Annotated in this window: 7 protein-coding genes and 1 pseudogene; 7 read left to right on the top strand and 1 reads right to left on the bottom strand. The window is 56.6% G+C overall.

Features of this window, described 5'->3' with window-relative positions; all coding sequences use genetic code 11:
• Positions 1-22: 22 nt before the first annotated feature.
• The 7 genes and pseudogenes from irp1 (at position 23) to Electrica_RS08720 (ending at position 16,709) form a co-directional block, all read left to right on the top strand.
• A complete protein-coding gene (gene irp1 / locus Electrica_RS08750; RefSeq protein ID WP_141964297.1) occupies positions 23-9,514 on the top strand; it encodes a yersiniabactin polyketide synthase HMWP1 in 9,492 nt (3,163 codons plus the stop codon).
• Positions 9,511-10,608 carry a yersiniabactin biosynthesis oxidoreductase YbtU gene (gene ybtU, locus Electrica_RS08745; protein ID WP_141964296.1) on the top strand — a complete coding sequence of 366 codons (1,098 nt, stop codon included), beginning with the start codon at positions 9,511-9,513 and terminating at the stop codon, positions 10,606-10,608. The genes irp1 and ybtU overlap by 4 nt, the downstream gene beginning before the upstream one ends.
• On the top strand, positions 10,605-11,408 hold the full coding sequence (ybtT, locus tag Electrica_RS08740) for a yersiniabactin biosynthesis thioesterase YbtT (protein WP_100684135.1): 804 nt from the start codon (positions 10,605-10,607) through the stop codon (positions 11,406-11,408). The genes ybtU and ybtT overlap by 4 nt, the downstream gene beginning before the upstream one ends.
• Before the next feature lie 3 nt (positions 11,409-11,411).
• Entirely contained in the window at positions 11,412-12,989 is a 1,578-nt protein-coding gene (gene ybtE, locus Electrica_RS08735; RefSeq protein ID WP_141964295.1) for a yersiniabactin biosynthesis salycil-AMP ligase YbtE, read from the top strand.
• Between the two features lie 129 nt (positions 12,990-13,118).
• Positions 13,119-15,140: a TonB-dependent receptor gene (locus tag Electrica_RS08730; protein ID WP_141964294.1), complete on the top strand. Its 2,022-nt coding sequence runs from the start codon at positions 13,119-13,121 to the stop codon at positions 15,138-15,140.
• A gap of 253 nt (positions 15,141-15,393) precedes the next feature.
• Positions 15,394-15,657: pseudogene (locus Electrica_RS08725) on the top strand (hypothetical protein); the annotation flags it as partial.
• A 176-nt stretch (positions 15,658-15,833) separates the two neighbouring features.
• Positions 15,834-16,709, top strand: a complete 876-nt coding sequence (locus Electrica_RS08720) for a helix-turn-helix transcriptional regulator (protein ID WP_100684138.1) — start codon at positions 15,834-15,836, stop codon at positions 16,707-16,709.
• A 28-nt stretch (positions 16,710-16,737) separates the two neighbouring features.
• On the opposite strand, the gene pta is transcribed toward Electrica_RS08720, so the two are convergent.
• Positions 16,738-18,930 carry a phosphate acetyltransferase gene (gene pta / locus Electrica_RS08715; RefSeq protein WP_141964293.1) on the bottom strand — a complete coding sequence of 731 codons (2,193 nt, stop codon included), beginning with the start codon at positions 18,928-18,930 and terminating at the stop codon, positions 16,738-16,740.
• Positions 18,931-19,023 lie beyond the last annotated feature (93 nt).

Genomic DNA, 19,023 nt, shown 5'->3' with positions numbered 1-19,023 from the left:
ATCTTAGGAAACGGGACCGATTATGGATAACTTGCGCTTCTCTTCTGCGCCGACAGCAGATTCCATTGATGCATCGATCGCTCAACACTTCCCGGACTGCGAACCTGTCGCGGTTATCGGCTATGCCTGCCATTTTCCTGAATCGCCGGATGGCGAAACGTTCTGGAAAAACCTGCTGGAAGGTCGTGAATGCAGCCGACGCTTTGCGCGCGAAGAGCTTCTGGCCGTCGGTCTGGAAGCCGCCACCGTTGACGATCCTCATTACGTCAATATCGGTACGGTTTTAGAAAATGCCGATTGCTTCGACGCCACTCTGTTTGGCTATTCACGACAGGAAGCGGAATCGATGGACCCGCAGCAGCGCCTGTTTTTACAGGCGGTCTGGCATGCGCTGGAGCATGCCGGTTATGCCCCCGGCGCCGTCCCGCATAAGACCGGCGTTTTCGCCTCTTCCCGGATGAGTACCTATCCCGGTCGTGAGGCGCTGAACGTGACTGAAGTCGCGCAGGTAAAGAGCCTGCAATCTCTGATGGGCAATGACAAGGACTATATTGCCACCCGCGCCGCCTACAAACTCAATTTGCACGGTCCGGCACTCTCAGTACAGACCGCCTGCTCCAGTTCGCTGGTTGCCGTGCATCTGGCTTGCGAAAGCCTGCGCGCAGGTGAATCCGATATGGCGGTTGCCGGCGGCGTGGCGCTCTCTTTCCCCCAGCAGGCGGGCTACCGCTACCAGCCCGGGATGATTTTTTCTCCCGATGGTCACTGTCGTCCTTTTGACGCCTCAGCGGAAGGTACCTGGGCCGGTAACGGTCTGGGTTGCGTGGTTTTGCGTCGCCTGAGAGATGCGCTGCTGTCAGGCGATCCGATTATCTCGGTGATCCTCTCCAGCGCGGTCAACAACGACGGCAACAGAAAGGTCGGTTATACCGCCCCTTCCGTCGCAGGACAGCAGGCGGTCATCGAAGAGGCGTTAATGCTGGCGGCCATCGACGACAGGCAGATCGGTTACATTGAAACGCACGGCACCGGCACACCGCTGGGCGACGCGATTGAAATTGAAGCGCTACGCAACGTCTACGCGCCACGTCCGCAAGAGCAACGCTGTGCGCTGGGTTCCGTGAAAAGTAACATGGGCCACCTGGATACCGCAGCGGGTATTGCCGGATTGCTGAAAACCGTTCTGGCGGTAAGCCGCGGCCAAATTCCGCCAATGCTGCATTTTCACACGCCCAACCCGGCGCTTAAGCTTGAAGAGAGCCCCTTTACCATACCGGTGTCGGCGCAGGCGTGGCAGGACGAAATACGCTATGCGGGCGTCTCCTCCTTTGGTATTGGTGGCACCAACTGCCATATGATCGTCGCCTCGCTGCCCGATGCGCTCAAAACGCGCCTCCCCAATGCCGATGGCGACAGAAAGAGCACCGCGCTACTACTCAGCGCCGCCAGCGACAGCGCGCTGCGGCAACTGGCGACCAATTATGCCAGGGCGCTGGCGCAAAATGCAGATGCCAACAATCTGGCCTTTACGGCCATGCACGCGCGCCGTCTCGATCTTCCCTTCCGCCTGGCGGTGCCATTAAACCGTGAAACCGCCGCTGCGCTCAGTGCCTGGGCTACTGATAAATCGGGGCCGCCTGTTTACAGCGGCCACGGCGCCAGCGGTAAGCAGACATGGCTGTTTACCGGGCAGGGTTCGCACTGGCGCACGATGGGTCAGGCAATGTACCGACATTCGACGGCGTTTGCCGACACGCTGGATCGCTGTTTTTCCGCCTGTAGCGAAATGCTCACGCCATCACTGCGGGAAGCGATGTTTAACCCCGACTCGACGCAGTTGGACAATATGGCCTGGGCCCAGCCGGCGATTGTCGCGTTTGAAATCGCAATGGCGGCGCACTGGCGCGCTGAAGGGCTAAAACCAGACTTCGCTATGGGTCATTCCGTCGGTGAATTTGCCGCTGCCGTCGTCTGCGGACACTATACGATTGAACAGGTCATGCCACTAGTTTGTCGCCGCGGCGCGCTCATGCAGCAGTGCGCGAGCGGCGCCATGGTGGCGGTATTTGCAAACGAAGACACGCTAATGCCGCTGGCCCGCCGCTTTGAGCTGGATCTCGCCGCCAACAATGGCACGCAACATACGGTATTTTCCGGGCCGGAAGCCCGTCTCGCGGAATTTTGCGCCGCACTTTCTCAGCATGACATCAACTATCGTCGTCTGAGCGTAACCGGCGCCGCGCACTCCGCTTTACTGGAACCCATACTCGACCGCTTTCAGGAAGCCTGCGCGGGGCTGCTCGCTGAGCCGGGACAAATACCGCTTATTTCCACGCTCATCGCCGACGTCATCGATGAGTCAACGCTCAATCAGGCGGACTACTGGCGCCGACACATGCGCCAGCCGGTACGTTTTATCCAGAGTATTCAGGTGGCGCATGAACTCGGCGCCCGCATTTTTCTTGAGACAGGGCCTGATGCCCAGCTGGTTGCTTGCGGGCAGCGCGAATATCGCGATAACGCATACTGGATAGCCAGCGCCCGACGTAGCAAAGAGGCGAGCGATGTCCTCAATCAGGCCCTGCTCCAGCTTTACGCGGCCGGCGTCGCCTTACCGTGGGCCGACCTGCTGGCGGGCGATGGACAACGTATCGCTGCCCCCTGCTATCCGTTTGATACCGAGCGTTACTGGAAAGATCGTGCCTCCCCGGCCTGCGAGCCTGCCGACGCAGCGCTGTCCGCCGGGCTGGCGGTGGCGAGTCGCGCCGCGACAGCGCTCGATCTCCCCCGTCTGGAAGCGCTTAAACAGTGCGCCACGCGACTGCACGCCATCTACGTCGATCGGCTGGTTCAACGCTGTACCGGCGATGCCATTGAGCACGGCGTGGACGCCATGACCATTATACGCCGTGGACGTCTGCTGCCCCGCTACCAGCAGCTACTCCAGCGCCTGCTCAATAACTGCGTGGTCGACGGCGATTACCGCTGCGTCGACGGACGTTACACCCGCGCCCGTCCCATAGAGCATCAACAGCGGGAATCACTGCTGACGAAACTTGCCAGTTATTGTGAAGGTTTTCAGGCCATTCCCGATACCATCGCCCGTGCCGGCGATCGGTTATATGAAATGATGAGCGGCGCGGAAGAACCGGTGGCGATTATCTTCCCGCAAAGCGCCTCCGACGGCGTGGAGGTGTTGTACCAGGAGTTCAGCTTTGGCCGCTATTTCAACCAAATCGCCGCTGGGGTATTACGCGGTATCCTCCAGACGCGTCAGCCCCGCCAGCCATTGCGCATTCTTGAAGTCGGCGGCGGAACCGGCGGGACCACCGCATGGCTACTGCCGGAATTCAGAGGCGTTCCAGCGCTGGAGTACCATTTCACCGATATCTCCGCGCTGTTCACCCGCCGCGCGCAGCAGAAATTCGCCGACTATGACTTTGTGCATTACAACGAGCTGGATCTCGAAAAAGAGGCCCAATCTCAGGGTTTCCAGGCGCAGTCTTACGATCTTATCGTGGCGGCGAACGTGATTCATGCCACGCGCCATATTGGCCACACGCTCGACAATCTGCGCCCCCTGCTCAAACCGGGCGGACGCCTGCTGATGCGCGAAATCACCCAGCCAATGCGTCTGTTTGATTTCGTTTTCGGTCCGCTGGTCCTCCCGCTACAGGATATCGGTGCCCGCGAAGGTGAGTTATTCCTCACCACCGATCGGTGGCAACAACAGTGTCGCCGGGCCGGATTCAGCAAAGTGGCGTGGCTACCGCAGGATGGCAGCCCAACCGCCGGGATGAGCGAACATATCATTCTTGCCACGCTGCCCGGTCAGGCGGTTTGTGCAACCTCAGGCAGCGCGCCATCAGACCCGGTGTTGGGACAGGCGTTGACGGATAGCGCTGACTACCTCGCCGACTGGTCTGATTGTGCTGGTCAGCCTGAGCGGTTTAACGCCCGCTGGCAGGAGGCCTGGTGCCGGCTCTCACAGCGTCATGGCGATGATTTTCCCGGGGAGCCGCCCCTCGTCACCGCCCCGGAATGGCTGGGGGACGTTCGTTTAAGCTGGCAAAACAACGCGTTTTCCCGCGGTCAGATGCGCGTTGAAGCCCGTCGTCCTGATGGCGAGTGGCTGCCGCTTTCGCCCGCCGCGCCTCTTCCTGCCCCGCAAACGCATTATCAATGGCGTTGGACGCCCTGCAACGTCGCCAGCGTTGACCATCCTCTTACCTTCAGCTTCAGCGCCAATACGCTTGCGCGCGGCGACAAGCTGGCGCAATACGGCATCATCCACGATCCGCAAGCCTCTTTGCTCCTGATGGTTGTTGAGGAGAGCGAGGATACTCTGGCCTTAGCGGAGAAAGTGATGGAGGCACTTACCGCCAGCACAGCCGGTTTGATTGTGGTCACTCACCGCGCGTGGCGAGTCGAGGAAAATGAGGCGCTTTCTGCCTCCCATCATGCTCTATGGGCCTTGCTTCGTGTCGCGGCCAACGAACAGCCAGAACGGTTGATTGCCGCCATCGATCTCGCCGAAAACACCCCGGGAGAAACGCTGCATCGAGGGTTGAGCGCCGTCTCCCTCTCTCAGCGCTGGCTCGCCGCGCGGGGTGATACCCTCTGGCTCCCTTCACTGGCGCCCAATACGGGATGCGCCGCCGAATTGCCGGCAAACGTGTTTGCTGGCGATAACCGCTGGCATCTGGTCACGGGAGCGTTTGGCGGATTAGGCCGTCTTGCCGTGGACTGGCTCAGAGAAAAAGGTGCGCGACGCATCGCCCTGCTGGCGCCGCGCGTGGATGAATCATGGCTACGCGACATCGAGGGTGAGCAGACCCGCGTCTGCCGTTGTGATGTGGGCGATGCCGGACAACTGGCCACGGTTCTTGACGAACTGGCGGCCAACGGCGGCATTGCCGGGGCGATTCATGCCGCTGGCGTATTGGCTGATGCCCCCTTGCAGGAACTTGATCACCCCCCGCTGGCCGCCGTTTTCGCGGTAAAAGCGCAGGCGGCAACCCAGCTATTGCAAACCCTGCGCAACCACGGCGGACGTTATCTTATTCTCTACTCCTCCGCTGCCGCCACCCTCGGCGCCTCGGGTCAAGGCGCCCATGCGCTGGCCTGCGGTTATCTCGACGGGCTGGCCCAACAGTTTTCCACCCTTGATGCGCCGAAAACGCTCTCTGTCGCCTGGGGCGCATGGGGGGAAAGCGGTCGGGCGGCCACGCCGGAAATGTTGGCGGCGCTCGCCAGCCGTGGCATGGGTGCGTTAAGCGATGCTGAAGGCTGCTGGCACCTGGAACAGGCGGTGATGCGCGGTACTCCGTGGCGGCTGGCGATGCGCGTTTTCATCGACAAAATGCCCCCGTTACAACAGGCTCTGTTTAACGTCGGTGCTACGGGAAAAACCGCAACGCCCGTCATCCCTCCTGCTGATGACAACGCCTTTAACGGCAGCCTGAGCGATGAAACGGCGGTGATGGCATGGCTGAAAAAGCGGATTGCGGTTCAGCTACGACTAAACGATCCGGCGTCATTGCTCCCTAACCAGGATCTGTTGCAACTGGGCATGGACTCGCTGCTCTTCCTTGAACTCAGTAGCGATATTCAGCACTACCTGGGCGTACGCATCAATGCGGAACGGGCATGGCAGGATCTGTCGCCTCATGGCCTCGCGCAGCTTATCTGCGGTAAGCCCGAGGCGACGCCTGGCGCTTCGCTGCCGGAAGTATTGCGGCACGACGCCAGTGAGCGTTATATGCCCTTCCCGCTGACACCCATTCAGCACGCCTACTGGCTGGGGCGCACACATCTCATTGGCTATGGTGGCGTTGCCTGCCACGTCCTGTTTGAGTGGGACAAACGCCACGATGAGTTCGATCTCACCGTGCTGGAGAAAGCCTGGAACCAACTCATTGCCCGTCACGATATGTTGCGCATGGTGGTGGATGCCGACGGGCAGCAGCGAATCCTGGCGACAACGCCGGAATATCGCATCGCCCGTGATGATCTGCGCACGCTTTCCCCGACAGAACAGCGCATAGCGCTGGAAAAACGGCGGCATGAACTGAGCTATCGCGTTTTGCCTGCCGACCAGTGGCCTCTCTTTGAGCTGGCGGTCAGCGAAATCGACGATTGCCACTACCGCCTGCACATGAACCTCGACCTTTTGCAGTTCGATGTGCAGAGTTTTAAAGTCATGATGGACGACCTGGCGCAGGCCTGGCGCGGCGAAACGCTGGCGCCGCTCGATATTACCTTCCGTGATTATGTGATGGCTGAACAGGCGCGTCGACAGACCCCGGCATGGCACGATGCCTGGGACTACTGGCAGGAAAAACTGCCGCAATTGCCCTTAGCGCCCGAGCTCCCGGTGGTTGAAACAGCCCCGGAAACGCCACGCTTCACCACCTTCAAATCGACGATCGGCAAGAAAGAATGGCAGGCAGTAAAACAGCGCTGGCAGCAGCAAGGCGTCACGCCGTCTGCCGCGCTGCTCACGCTGTTTGCCACCACCCTTGAACGCTGGAGTCGCACCCCGGCCTTTACGCTAAACCTGACCTTCTTCAATCGCCAGCCGATCCATCCGCAAATCAACCAGTTGATTGGTGATTTTACCTCCGTCACGCTGGTCGATTTCAACTTCTCAATACCGGTGACGCTGCAGGAGCAAATGCAACAGACCCAACGGCGCCTCTGGCAAAACATGGAACACAGTGAAATGAACGGTGTTGAGGTGATCCGTGAGCTGGGTCGCCTGCGCGGGTCACAACGTCAACCGCTCATGCCAATAGTATTTACCAGCATGCTGGGGATGACGCTGGAAGGGATGACTATCGATCGGGCAATGAGCCATCTGTTTGGCGAACCCTGCTATGTGTTCACCCAAACGCCGCAGGTCTGGCTGGATCATCAGGTCATGGAGAGCGACGACGAGTTGATGTTTAGCTGGTACTGCATGGACAACGTACTGGAACCAGGCGCTGCTGAAGCGATGTTCAATGACTACTGCGCCATTCTGCAGGCCGTCATGACCAGCCCTGAAAGCCTGAAGACTAGCACCAGTGGCATCGCCGGGCATATTCCCCGCCGACGCTGGCCGCTGAGCGCGCAGGCCGACTACGATCTGCGGGATATTGAGCAGGCGACGCTCGAACATCCGCACATCCAACAGGCCAGGGCGGAAATAAGCGATACAGGCGCGTTAACGCTGGATATTGTGATGGCCGACGATCCGCCGCGCTTAACCGCCGCTTCTGACGGGCACGATCTCGCCCGGCTGGCGCTGCCGTTGCCTGAGCAGGCGCAACTTGATGAGCTGGAGGCGACCTGGCGCTGGCTGGAAGCGCGTGCGCTGCAGGGTATTGCGGCCACGCTAAATCGCCACGGCCTGTTCACCACGCCGGAGATCGCCCATCGCTTTACCGGGATAGCAGAGGCGCTGTCCGCGCAAGCGTCTCACCAGCGCCTGCTGCGCCAGTGGCTACAGTGTCTGACGGAAAGAGAATGGTTAATCCGCGAAGGTGAAAGCTGGCGCTGCCGTATTCCGCTCAGCGAGATTCCTGAGCCTCAGCAGGCATGCCCGCAAAGCCAATGGAGCCAGGCGCTGGCGCAGTATCTGGACACCTGCATCGCCCGGCACGACGATCTCTTCTCCGGGCGCTGTTCTCCGCTGGAATTGCTGTTCAACGAGTCGCTGCGCGTCACTGACGCACTGTATCGGGACAACCCTGCCAGCGCCTGTCTGAATCGCTACACCGCGCAGATTGCCGCCTTGTGCGGCGCAGAACGGATTCTGGAGGTTGGCGCCGGAACCGCGGCCACTGCCACACCGGTGCTGGAAGCCACGCGGAACACGCGGCGGTCGTACCACTTTACCGACGTCTCTGCGCAATTCCTCAACGATGCCAGAGGCCGTTTCCACGATCAATCACGCGTCACTTACGCATTGTTCGATATCAACCAGCCGCTGGATTTCAGCGCCCACCCGGAGGCGGGTTACGACCTGATCATTGCCGTCAACGTACTCCACGACGCCAGCCATGTCGTCCAGACGTTGCGCCGATTAAAACTGTTGCTGAAAGCCGGCGGACGCTTGCTGATCGTTGAGGCGACGGAGCGAAACAGTGTATTCCAGCTGGCGAGCGTGGGCTTTATTGAGGGATTAAGCGGATACCGCGATTTCCGCCGCCGGGATGAGAAGCCGATGCTCACCCTTGCGGCGTGGCAGGAGGTTCTTGTTCAGGCCGGGTTTGCCAACGAGCTGGCGTGGCCCGCGCAGGAGTCGTCACCGCTGCGCCAGCATCTGCTGGTGGCCCGTTCACCCGGTGTAAATCGCCCGGACAAAGAAGCCGTGCGCCGCGATTTACAGCAGAGTTTTGGCAGCGGTCTGCCCGTTTTACAGATCCGGCAAAGAGAAACGCTGTTTGCGCCGCTGCATGCTCCATCTGATGCGCTGGTTGAACCTGCTGAACCCATGCCAGTTGCCGGGGGGAACCCGGCGCTGGAAAAACAGGTGGCTGAACTCTGGCAATCGCTGCTGTCTCGCCCTGTGGCAAGACATCACGACTTTTTCGAGTCGGGAGGCGACAGTCTGATGGCGACAAGGATGGTGGCGCAGTTGAACCAAAGAGGGATTGCGAGGGCCAACCTTCAGGATCTGTTCAGCCATTCGACGCTGAGCGACTTCTGCGCCCATCTACAGGCGGCTACGTCAGGAGAGGACAACCCGATCCCCATTTGCCAGGGCGATGGCGACGAAACCCTGTTTGTCTTTCACGCTTCGGACGGCGATATCAGCGCCTGGCTGCCGCTCGCCAGTACGCTGAATATGCGCGTTTTCGGCCTGCAGGCAAAATCGCCGCAGCGTTTTGCCACGCTCGACCAGATGATCGATGAGTATGTCGGGTGCATCCGTCGCCAGCAGACTCACGGCCCTTACGTGCTGGCGGGTTGGTCGTACGGCGCTTTTCTTGCGGCGGGCGCCGCACAGCGCCTGTACGCAAGGGGCGAGCCGGTTCGGATCGCGTTAATCGATCCCGTGTGTCGACAGGATTTCTGTTGCCAAAACCGGACAGCCCTGCTGCGCCTGTTAGCTGCAGGACAAACGCCTCTGGCGCTGGCGGAACATTTCGACCAACAGGCGCCCGACAGCCAGCTGGCCGACTTTATCAGCCTCGCTAAAACGGCCGGTATGGTGTCGCCAAACCTGACGCAGCAAGCGGCAGAAGCGTGGCTCGACAACATCGCGCATCTGCTGCGTTTGCTGGTTGAGCATACGCCAGGCGAAAGCGTTCCGATCCCCTGTCTCATGGTCTATGCCGCCGGGAGACCCGCGCGCTGGACGCCGGCAGAAACCGAATGGCAGGACTGGATAAACAACGCTGACGACTATGTGATTGAAGCCAGCCACTGGCAAATCATGCTGGAGCTTCCCCACGTTCAGGCCTGCGCACGACACATTAAGCGCTGGCTTGGCGCCACCTCAACGCAACCGGAGAACACGTTATGATGCCGTCTGCCTCCCCAAAACAACGCGTACTGATTGTGGGCGCCAAATTTGGCGAAATGTACCTGAATGCCTTTATGCAGCCCCCGGAGGGGCTGGAACTGGTTGGCCTGCTGGCGCAGGGAAGCGCCCGCTCAAGAGAGCTGGCCCATGCGTTTGGCATTCCGCTGTATACCTCGCCGGAACAGATAACCGAGATGCCGGATATTGCCTGTATTGTCGTGCGTTCGACCGTCGCCGGTGGCACCGGTACGCAGCTTGCCAGACACTTTCTGACGCGCGGTGTGCACGTTATTCAGGAGCATCCCCTCCATCCGGATGACATCAGTTCATTACAAACGCTGGCGCAGGAACAGGGCTGCTGCTATTGGGTCAACACGTTTTATCCGCATACGCCTGCAGGACGCACATGGCTTCGCGATGCGCAGCAGCTGCGGCGCTGCCTGGCGAAGGCGCCGCCGGTAGTCCACGCCACCACCAGCCGACAGTTGCTCTACTCGACCCTGGATTTGTTGCTGCTGGCGCTGGGCGTGGATGCCGCCACCGTAGAGTGCGACGTGGTCGGCAGCTTTAATGATTTTCACTGCCTGAAACTCTGCTGGCCGGAAGGAGAAGCCTGCCTGCTGCTTCAGCGCTATCTCGACCCTGAGGATCCGGATATGCATAGTCTTATTATGCACCGTCTGCTGCTGGGCTGGCCGGAAGGCCACCTTTCGCTGGAGGCGAGCTACGGCCCCGTCATCTGGTCATCCAGCCTGTTTGTCGCAGACCATCAGGAGAACGCCCACAGCCTCTATCGCAGGCCGGAGATCCTGCGCGACCCACCCGGTCTGACGCGCAGCGTAGCCCCTCTGAACTGGCGTGACTGTTGCGAAAGCGCCGGGCCGGAGGGCGTCAGTTGGCTGCTGCAACAGCTGTGCGGCCATCTGGCGGGCGAACATCCGCCAGCGGCCTGCCACAGTGCTCATCAGATAGCGCTATCCCGTTTATGGCAGCAGATATTACGTAAGGCTGGCAGCGCGGAGATCAGACGCCTTACGCCGCCGCACCACGACCGCTTAGTCGGTTTCTACACCGATGATAAGGAGGCGCTGTGATGCAATCTACAATGTGTATCCCGCTGTGGCCCGCCCGGAGCGCCAATACTGCGCATCTGGTCATGTGCCCTTTCGCTGGTGGCAGCAGTAGCGCGTTTCGCCACTGGCGAGATGCTCAAATGGCGAACTGCGCCCTTTCCCTGGTGATCTGGCCGGGGCGCGATCGCCTTCGCCATCTGGCGCTGGTCAGAAGCATTATGCAACTGGCGGAGCTGCTGGCCAACGAACTGGAAGAGACGCTATCGCCTGATACACCGCTTTTACTCGCCGGGCACAGCATGGGCGCTCAGGTGGCGTTTGAAACCTGCCGACTTCTGGAACAGCGGGGGCATGCGCCGCAAGGACTGATTATTTCCGGGTGCCATGCCCCGCATCTGCGTTCTGAACGCCAGCTCAGCCACCGCGATGATGCTGACTTTATCGCTGAGCTGATAGACATTGGCGGATGTTCTCCTGAACTGCAGAAAAACCAGGAATTAATGTCGCTGTTTCTTCCTCTTCTGCGCGCTGATTTTTACGCCACCGAGAGCTATCACTACGACTCGCCCGATGTCTGTCCCACCCTGCACACGCCCACACTGTTATTGTGCGGCAGCCACGATCGCGAAGCCTCCTGGCAACAGGTCGATGCCTGGCATCAGTGGCTGCGCCACGTTACAGGCCCGGTCGTGATTGACGGCGACCATTTCTATCCCCTTCAACAATCCCGATCTTTTTTTACGCAGATTGTCCGCCATTTTCCCCACGCATTTTCTGCAATGACCGCTTTGCAAAAACGGCCCAGCATTTTAGAAAGGTGATGTATGCATTCTTCTTTTGAATCTCTGATTAAACCGTATCCCTTCCCCATTGCCGAGCAGTTGCGCCACTGGGCGGTCCGCTATGCCTCGCGAATTGCCGTCGTTGATGCACAGGGTTCACTTACCTACAGCGCGCTTGATGCACGGGTCGACGGACTTGCCGCAGGTCTGTCATCACTGGGTTTGCGTTCGGGGGAGCATGTGATTGTGCAGCTTCCTAACGGCAACGCGTTTGTTACCCTGCTGTTCGCCTTGTTAAGACTGGGCGTTATCCCCGTGCTGGCGATGCCCTCCCAACGGGCGCTGGATATCGACGCGCTGATTGAGCTGGCTCAACCCGTCGCTTACGTTATTCACGGGGAAAACCACGCAGAGCTGGCCCGACAGATGGCGCACAAACACGCCTGCTTACGTCATATTCTGGTTGTAGAGGAGCGCGCAGGAGACGATTTTACGCCACTCTTCTCCCTTCACGGTGAGCGACAGGCGTGGCCGCAGCCTGATGTTTCCGACACCGCGTTGCTGCTGCTTTCAGGCGGCACAACCGGCACGCCCAAACTCATCCCGCGCCGACATGCTGACTATAGCTATAACTTCAGCGCGTCTGCTGAACTGTGCAGCATCAGTCAACAGAGCGTATATCTCGCCGTCCTCCCGGTGGCGCATAACTTTCCGCTGGCCTGTCCCGGCATTCTGGGTACGCTTGCCTGCGGCGGAAAAGTGGTGCTGACCGACAGCGCCAGCTGTGATGAGGTAATGCCTTTAATCGCGCAGGAAGGAGTGACTCACGTCGCCCTGGTTCCGGCACTGGCGCAATTATGGGTGCAGGCCAGGGAGTGGGAAGAGAGCGATCTCTCCTCTCTGCGCGTCATTCAGGTGGGCGGCGCCCGGCTCGACCCGACGCTTGCTGAGCAGGTTATCGCCACCTTTGACTGCACCTTGCAACAGGTCTTCGGTATGGCGGAAGGGCTGCTCTGTTTTACCCGGCTGGACGATCCGCGAACCACCGTTCTCCACAGCCAGGGACGTCCGTTGTCTCCCGAGGATCAAATCCGAATCGTTGATGAAAACGAGAACGACGTCGCGCCGGGCGAGATCGGGCAGTTGTTAACACGCGGCCCTTACACCATTTCGGGCTATTACCGCGCTCCTGCTCACAACGCGCACGCCTTTAATGCGCAGGGGTTTTACCGCACTGGTGACAATCTCAGGCTGGATGAGGCGGGAAACCTGTGCGTTGAGGGGCGCCTAAAAGAGCAGATCAATCGTGCCGGAGAAAAAATCGCCGCGGCGGAAGTCGAATCGGCATTGATGCGTTTAGAAGAGGTGAAGGATTGCGCCGTGGTCGCCGCGCCGGACACGCTACTTGGCGAGCGGATTTGCGCATTTATCATCGCGCAACAAACACCATCTGACTATCAGCAGCTACGTCAACAGTTGACCAGTATGGGGCTCAGCGCGTGGAAAATCCCTGACCAAATCGAGTTCCTGAACCACTGGCCGCTCACCGCCGTCGGCAAGATAGACAAAAAGCGCCTGACGGCTCTCGCCATCGACCGCTATCACCATTCTGCCCAATAAGCGTAACCCTACCCAAAACAGGTTGAAATAAACCCGTTTCGGGTAGCAGCTCGATTAGAAATGGTTATCATTTTCAACTCAATATTGTCGGTATTTTGGCGCTTCGCCGTTTTACAGGGACTCATAACAATGAAAATGACACAGTTTTATCCTCTGGTTCTGGGAGGATTTTTGCTTCCTGCCATTGCCCATGCCCAAACTTCACAGCCGGACGAAAGCACGATGGTGGTCACCGCCAGTAAACAATCTTCTCGTTCGGCCTCAGCCAACAATGTCTCTTCTACCGTTGTCAGCGCGCCGGAGTTAAGCGACGCCGGCGTGACCGCCAGCGACAAACTCCCCAGAGTCTTGCCCGGGCTCAATATTGAAAATAGCGGCAACATGCTTTTTTCAACGATCTCGCTACGTGGCATCTCTTCAGCCCAGGACTTTTATAACCCTGCCGTCACCCTGTATGTCGATGGCGTCCCTCAGCTTTCCACTAACACCATCCAGGCGCTAACCGATGTACAAAGCGTGGAGCTGCTGCGTGGCCCGCAGGGAACGTTATACGGCAAAAGCGCTCAGGGCGGGATTATCAACATCGTCACCCGGCAGCCGGACAGCACGCTTCGCGGCTATATTGAAGGTGGCGTCAGCAGCCGCGACAGTTATCGTAGCAAATTCAACCTGAGTGGCCCCATTGAGGATGGCCTGCTGTACGGTAGCGTCACTCTGTTACGCCAGGTTGATGATGGTGAGATGATTAACCCCGCGACGGGAAGCGATGATCTAGGTGGCACCCGCGCCAGCATAGGGAATGTGAAACTGCGTCTGGCGCCGGACGATCGGCCCTGGGAGATGGGTTTTTCCGTCTCGCGCGAATGTACTCGCGCCACCCAGGATGCCTATGTGGCATGGAATGATATTAAGAGCCGTAAGCTGTCGCTCGGCAAGGGTTCTCCAGACCCGTACATACGGCGCTGCACTGACAGCCAGACCCTGAGTGGGAAATACATCACCGACGACTGGGTTTTCAACCTGATAAGCGCCTGGCAGCAGCAGGATTATTCGCGCACCTTCCCTTCCGGTTCGTTAATCGTCAATATGCCTCAGCGCTGGAATCAGGATGTGCAGGAGCTGCGCGCCGCAACCCTGGGCGATGCGCGTACCTTTGATATGGTGTTTGGCCTGTATCGGCAGAACACCCGCGAGAAGTTAAATTCAGCTTACGACATGCCGACAATGCCTTATTTAAGCAGCACCGGCTATACCAGCGCTGAAACTCTGGCCGCCTACGGTGACCTGACCTGGCATTTAAGCGATCGTTTTGATATCGGTGGCGGCGTTCGCTTCTCACATGATAAGGCCAGCACGCAATATCACGGCAGCGTGCTCGGTAGCCCATTTGGCGACCAAGGTAAGAGCAATGACGATCGGGTGCTCGGGCAACTCTCCGCAGGCTATATGCTGGCCGAAGACTGGAGAGTGTATACCCGCGTAGCCCAGGGATATAAACCTTCCGGATATAATATTGTGCCTACGGCGGGTCTTGATGCCAAACCGTTCATGGCAGAGAAATCTATTAACTATGAGCTTGGCACTCGCTACCAAACCGCCGATGTTACGCTACAAGCCGCAACGTTTTATACCCATACCAAAGACATGCAGCTCTACTCTGGTCCGGTCGGGATGCAAACTTTAAGCAATGCGGGGAAAGCCGACGCCACCGGCGTTGAGCTTGAAGCAAAATGGCGGTTCGCACCGGGCTGGTCATGGGATATCAATGGCAACGCGATCCGTTCCGAATTCACCAATGACAGTGAGCTGTATCGCGGTAACCGGGTGCCGTTCGTACCGCGTTATGGCGCAGGAAGCAGCGTAAACGGCATGATCGATACCCGCTATGGGGCGCTGATGCCCCGACTGGCGGTCAATCTTGTCGGGCCGCATTATTTCGATGGCGACAACCAGCTGCGGCAAGGCGCTTACGCCACCCTGGATAGCAGCCTGGGCTGGCAGGCGACTGAACGGATGAATATTTCCGTTTATGTCGATAACCTGTTCGATCGTCGTTACCGCACCTATGGCTATATGAACGGCAGCAGCGCCGTCGCGCAGATCAATATGGGGCGCACCGTCGGTATCAATACGCGAATTGATTTCTTCTAAGAATTAATGCAGGGATGCGGTGACCGCATCCCTGCCAATTTTCTTTTTGAAATTGACAAAAATTATTCTTTTCTCGACAACAAGATCTATTAGGAATGATTTAGGTATTCTGATATGACAGCCCCCATATCATGCCTCTCTCTGAATAGGCTATCGCAAATGTATATTCCGATGAATCCGACCACTGACTGTAACGCTCAGAAACGTTACTTTTGACGCAGCCAAATCAAGTTACTATTAAACAGTATATTACAATTATGCGCGAGCGCTTCTGAGTGATACAGATAAACCTATTCTGGATATCATGTTCGCATCAGGTTTTGATTCCAGCAGTCGTTTTTATCATGCATTCAAAAAATTATCCTCCCTCCTTGTTTATGCTATAGAGCAAGCACTGAGTCACCATACACGGCCGTACATCTGGAAGTCCGCAGGGCCAGTGCCCCATCGAATCTCTCACAGTTTATGCCGGCACGGCTTTATTGATTTATCCGACAATGTAAAAAACGATGACTGATTCCCGGACATACCTGTCATCCGGCGAAAAAAGGTAGCCAACGATCGCCGAAGATGATAGCTACTTTTAATCATTCGCTGCTATACTCTTTAACGGAATGTTTTATTTCTTCGGTATTTCAGTAAGACTGGGTATTTCAGTAATACTGATTGATATCGTTTCAGGAGGCAGGGATCGTGTTCAGAATTCAAAGCTTCAATCGAACCGATGAAACACAGTTTTCATTGCCAACCAGCAATGTCAATTTACTTTATTATGACCTGCCAAAGAATTTTAGCGATGAGTATCGCTCTTATGATTCAGCACGGCTCTGTACGATTATCCAGGGTAGCAAAGAAGTCAGCATTAATAACTCTGAACGATTCGTTTATAACCATAAACAATTTGTTCTCCTGCCGCCGCATTCCACCGTATTCATGTCAATGACAGAATATACCAAAGCCCTGGTTTATGAATTTAATGATGAGATCATTGATGAGGTATATCAGAAAGTATCTGACATACTTAGAATTGACGCGGTCCAGGAGATCTCTTATTCGGCCTTCCGGCTGGAGACGTTAACCGACCGACTCTGCTCGCTACATCGCAGAACGCAGCAAATCATCATCGAAGAGGATGTTAACATCGATTTTTTGCTCGGGCTGACCAGCCAGGAGATCATCTATGAATTAATTAAGATAAAAGGATGTCATGAAATCATTCACCATCACCAGAAACATCCGATAAATAAAGCGATTCGTATTATGAACTCTTCAGAGGGTAATCGGATGTCAATTTCTGAAATCGCCGAGAGTGTCGATATGTCGCTGTCATTATTCAGTCAAAAATTTAAAACCATCACTTTACTGACGCCCAGAGACTATATAAAAAAACTTCGCCTAAGAAAATCCCTTGAGTATTTACAGAAAATGTCTGTGACGGATACTGCCTATGAGTTAGGTTTTGAAAACATCTCTCACTATATTAAAATTTTCAAACAAGAATATGGCATTACACCTAAACAATATCAATTAACAAAACCAGAAATTCTTCCGCTATTCGCCAGCAAATAAATTAACCTGAAGAATAGCGGAGCGCCAATCACAACGATTGAATGCATTCGCCACTGACGGTCAGGGTCGCTTCCCGGGCGACCTTATCTACCTGTTGTGCCTGAATAGCGGTCAGCGCAATGGTATAAACGATATCGTCCACCAGCGCCCCGCGAGAAAGATCGTTGACTGGCTTACGCATTCCCTGTAAGACGGGACCCATTGCAACGACATCTGCCGAGCGCTGCACTGCTTTATAAGCCGTATTCCCGGTATTCAAGTCGGGAAAGATGAGGACAGTGGCATTGCCAGCCACCGGTGAGCAAGGCGCTTTAGCCATCGCAACACTTCGTACCACCGCCGCGTCATATTGTAACGGGCCATCAATCACCAACCCGGGGCTTTTCCGTCTGGCGATATGCGTGGCTTCCCTGACTTTATCGACGCTACTTCCCTGCCCGGACTCGCCTGTGGACCAGGAGATCATGGCCACTCTCGGCTCAATACCGAATATTCGGGCGGTTTGTGCCGATTGTATGGCAATATCAGCAAGCTGTTGGGCATCTGGACAGGGATTAACCGCACAATCCCCGTATACCAGGACACGATCCGGCAGTAACATAAAAAAGACTGAAGAGACGCCCGACACCCCAGGCGCAGTTTTAATGATCTGCAGTGGGGGCGTCAGCGTCATGGCGGTCGTATGCCCGGCACCAGATACCAGACCATCGGCATCGCCATTTTCCAGCATCATCGTTCCAAGATAGTTGGGGTCCATTAACTTTTCCCGGGCTTTTACCTCATCCATGCCTTTTCCTGCACGTAACGCCACCAGACGGTCAAGATATTTTTCCCTGATGCTGTCAGGATCGATAATAATAATACTTTTACTTATTTTACATCGCGACTGCTCGGCAATCCGGCGCACCCGTTCAGGTTTACCGAGTAAAATACAGGTCGCCAGCCCCCTTTCAGCGCAAATCGTCGCCGCCTGAATCGTGCGGATTTCTTCCCCTTCCGGCAGGATAATTCGCTGCACCGTCTGACGGGCCATTTCTGCTATGCGATAACGAAAGAGAGACGGGGTCAGCGGCAGGCGTCGGTCAGGCGTATGTTTCAACCGCACCAGCCAGTCGCAGTCAATATAACCGGCGATATAATGGCTGGTATTTCTGATCCTGACGCTATCATCCACTGGCAGTCCCATCCCTATCTCCGCAAGTTTTTGCGACACCTGCCAGCTCTCTTTTTTAATACCCAGCACTGGCAAGCCACTTTTCATCGCTTTGCGGCACAAGCTTTCCATATTGACAGACAAGTGAGTTTCGCCCAGCAATAACAGCGCGCCAAATTCAATCCCTGCCATAGCGGCCAGCGAGACGGAAGCAATAATATCCAGACGATCTGCGGCCGTGACCAGCAATGTGCCGGGGCGATAATAGTCAATGACATGCGAAAGCGCATGGCCGCAAAAAACAGTCTCACGTATCCGGCGAGTCATCATATCGCCGGGATTAATTATTGATGCGTCGAGCCCGCGGGCGACATCAACAGCCCGCAATAGCGTCAGCTCTTTACATGCCGGAATGCAGCCTATAATGGGCAGCGCACAGTCCCTCAGCACCTGCATCACGTGATCATGTCTGGTATTCACCGGATAACGAAGCGTCGTGGCCTGTAAAGGCCCGCTCCCCCCCTCCTCATCATCCGGCACAATATATCTATTGATGATAATCCCGGAAATTTGCGATTTTAACCCACGCATCGCGGCACACGCCCATTCAACACGCGTCTTAATATCAATAATTCTTTCTCCGCCCTGAGACGCAACCAGAATCACATCCGCGCCTGATGTTTTCGCCAGTGCCTCATTTATCTGGTAGGCCCCAGGAAAATGGTCAGCCGGATAGATGCCTTCAACAAGGATAATATCAGCCGTCTGCGCCTCAGCATGATTTTCAATACGATAGATAACCTCTTCCAGAAATAGATTAAGTTGTTCGCTGCGCAGAGCATGATTCAGATGTGCGACTGAAAAAGACGCTATAACATGTGCACTACTATTTAAGCCAACCAGCATGCTGGCCATATTGCCAGGTATGACATCCCGGGTCTCCTGTGCGACAGGCCGAAAATAAGCACAGGTCATGCGCTGTTGCTCAATTGCCCGCAACAGACCAAGGCTCACGCTGGTTAATCCCGCGTCCTGGTCGATCGGGATCAGAATAATTATCTTAGGCATAATAAACTCTTTTATTAACCATCACTCCAGAGATAATGACCGTAGCGATCTCATCTCTCCCATATCAACCCATATTTAGTGGCAGGCCCTGAT

The sequence above is a fragment of the Klebsiella electrica genome (genome assembly GCF_006711645.1).
Taxonomy (GTDB): Bacteria; Pseudomonadota; Gammaproteobacteria; order Enterobacterales; family Enterobacteriaceae; genus Klebsiella; species Klebsiella electrica.
This window is presented reverse-complemented; position numbering and strand designations above follow the sequence as displayed.

What these genes read in the sequence shown, in the direction of transcription:
- irp1 (WP_141964297.1), top strand. Translation starts at nt 23, where the DNA reads ATGGATAACTTGCGCTTCTCTTCTGCGCCGACAGCAGATTCCATTGAT.
- ybtU (WP_141964296.1), top strand. Translation starts at nt 9,511, where the DNA reads ATGATGCCGTCTGCCTCCCCAAAACAACGCGTACTGATTGTGGGCGCC.
- ybtE (WP_141964295.1), top strand. Translation starts at nt 11,412, where the DNA reads ATGCATTCTTCTTTTGAATCTCTGATTAAACCGTATCCCTTCCCCATT.
- Electrica_RS08730 (WP_141964294.1), top strand. Translation starts at nt 13,119, where the DNA reads ATGAAAATGACACAGTTTTATCCTCTGGTTCTGGGAGGATTTTTGCTT.
- pta (WP_141964293.1), bottom strand. Translation starts at nt 18,930, where the DNA reads ATGCCTAAGATAATTATTCTGATCCCGATCGACCAGGACGCGGGATTA.